The 2,963-nt window shown below is 53.1% G+C and carries 1 protein-coding gene; it reads right to left on the bottom strand.

The features are described from left to right. Positions 1 to 2,963, bottom strand: a 2,963-nt coding sequence (locus ACX1DY_RS31290) for a condensation domain-containing protein (RefSeq protein ID WP_458968024.1), incomplete at both ends; no start/stop codon positions are given.

The raw sequence follows: 2,963 nt of genomic DNA, 5'->3' as shown, positions 1-2,963 counted from the left end.
TGCGGCGGCATCAGCACCAGCTTCGCACCGTTCAGCAAACTTCCCCAAATTTCAAATGTCGCTGCATCGAAGGAAATTGTCGATGCCTGTAAAAAGACATCCTGTTCCGTGATGCGCACATAGTTCGTTTCCTTCACCAGCCGCACCACGCCGCGTTGGACGACCGCTACGCCCTTCGGCTGTCCTGTCGATCCTGACGTGTAGATGATATACGCCAGATCGCTTGGCCCGCTTGCTACAGTCAGGTTCGCAGTATCGCCCGTGTACAGCGACGCGTCCGCCAGGTCCAGCACGATTCCTTCGTACTCTTGCGGCACTTCCGCTTCCCCGTAGACGAGCAGCAGATCGGCGCCACTGTCTTCCAGCATGTACGTGATCCGCTCCGCCGGATACGCCGGGTCGATCGGCAAGTATGCCCCGCCGGCCTTCAAAATCGCGAGAATCCCCACGATCATCTCCACCGAGCGCTCTGCCATAATCCCCACGATCCGATCCGATCCGACGCCGCGCAACCGCAGCTCATGCGCCAACTGGTTCGCCTTCGCGTTCAGCTCCCCATACGTCATTCGCCCAGAATCGAATACGACCGCCTCGGCTTCCAGCGTCCGCTCTGCCTGCTCCTCGAACAGCGCGTGAATCGTCTTGTTCTTTGGATACTCCGTCCTCGTATCGTTGAATGTCTCTAGCAGCTGACGCTTCTCTTCTTCCCCAGCCAGCTCGATCTCGTCCAGACGCATGTCCGGCCGTGTCGCCACTTGCTCCAGGATAATCTCCAGATGTTCTAGAAGACGGTTTATTCGGTCTAGTTGATGCTCCGACGCATTGAACCCGATTTTGATGTTAAGTTGGTTCGCATGCACATGCATCATCACGCTTAACGAGTAACTGGTATGCTCAAATCCCTGGAAATCTGTTACCTGAAAATCCTGGTCATTGGATTGCCCATTTATGTCATAGACTTCCGGATAGTTCTGGAATACAAACAGATGGTCGATCAAGTTTTGTTTCAGTTCCGATTGTGCTTGAACCTCTGCTAAAGAAACGTAATCGTATTTTTCCGAATCCAGCGCTCGCTGCTGTATCCGTTTGACCGTCTCGATGAACGTTTCCGCATCTTCGTTCGGGCTTAGCCGAACCGGCAGTGTATTAATAAACAGTCCCACCATGTGCTCGACGCCATCAATTTCCGCAGGACGCCCCGACACAAGCGCCCCGAACACCGCATCGTCGGTGTTGTTATATCTGCGAAGCAACATGCCCCATACCGTTTGCATCATATTGTTCATCGTCACGTTGTGGCGTTTGCTCATTTTCGTCAAGCGCTCAGTCAATATCTCCCCAAACGTATGATGAATTTCTTCCAGCATGTATGCCCCTTTGATAGAATTGCCGCTTACAGGGATTGCCGTACGCTGCTCGTATCCCGACAAGTAATCTCTCCAGTAGCCCAGTGCTTCTTCCCGATCCTGCTCTTCCAGCCACTTGATGAAGTAGATATAGGGCTTCACGGCAGGCAACTCTATCAATTTGCCGCTGCAAAGCTGCGCGTATATATAGAAGAACTCTTTCAAGACAATACGCATGCACCAGCCATCCATCAAAATATGATGGTGGCTCCATACGATCTCGTATCGGCTCTCTCCTGTCTTCAACACGGCAATCCGTAACAGTGCCTCATTCGTAAGATCGAATCCTCGTTCCCGATCCGATTGTTTGAAGCGCTCTTCTCTGATCTTGATTTCCTCTTCCGTTAATACTGTGTAATCTTCGAAAACGATCGACGGATTGCGCTTCTTCAGCACAACTTGTAACGGTCTTTCCAATGCATCGTACACAAACGCCGTTCGAAAAATATCGTACCGTTCCATCAGAAGAGAAAGGCTCTTCTCCAGATTCGCTTCTTGCAGCGACCCTTGAATCACAAACGACATTTGTTCAAAATATGCGGACGACTGTGGCTCCATTAACGCTTGGAACAGCATGCCTTCTTGCATCGGAGAAAGTGGGTACATGGACACGATCTCGCCGCTACTTGCCAGTTGCTTGCGAAGGTTATCGAAAACGGCGAGCGGCATGGATACGTTGCCCACATCGCTCGGGGTCGGCTCGGCCTCGGCTTTCTGCATACAATGGTCGACAATCGAAAGCAGCTGCTTTTTGTAGTTGACCAGCAATGCCTGCATCGTGCTTTCACGGTACTCCTGCTTGTCGTACGTCACGCTCAGTGTCAGTTTCCCTTCCATTACGCTTCCTGCAATGTCCAGCGTATGGATGCGTTCCGACTGCAGACTCATCGACGCTCCTGCAGAAAGGGCCGACATCGACATCGCCCCAGCAGCCATTTCCCGATCCCATTGCCCCAAGTAATTGAAGCTGATTTCCGGCGCCATTCCGCTTCCTAGGCCGCTTTTCTCCCTTGGCGTCAAATACTTCAGCGCGCCGTATCCCACGCCTTTGTTCGGGATCCGTCTCAGCTTCTCCTTGAACGATTTGATCCAGTAGGCTATCCCTTCCGCCTGCTTCATTTCGAAGACGACCGGATATATGCTCGTAAACCACCCCACCGTTCTCGTCACGTCCACGTCACCCAATACTTCTTCCCGGCCATGGCCTTCCAGATGAATCGCCAACGTCTCATGACCCGTCCATTCCTGCATCGCTAAACCAAGCGCCGCGAGCAGCACGTCGTTCATTTCCGTCTTGTACGCATGATGCGTTCCCGTCAGCAGGTTTTTCGTTTCCTTCTCGCTTAAACTAATCGCCGTGCTTGCGCTGCTTCCGATCGTACGCGCTCCGCCGCTTTCTCCGTCTTTGGGGAGCGATTGCACGTTCACGCTCTGCTCTTGCCGCCAATAATCGGCTTCCCTCAGCAGCTTTCGGCTCTGTGCATAGGCGCCCATCCGCTCCGACCACGTCCGGTACGAATGCGTTTTGCCCGGCAAGACAACAACCTCGCCCCGCAG

Source organism: Paenibacillus sp. BAC0078, assembly GCF_054483875.1.
The sequence above is the reverse complement of the archived record's forward strand: the minus strand, read 5'-3'. Positions and strand labels throughout refer to the sequence as shown.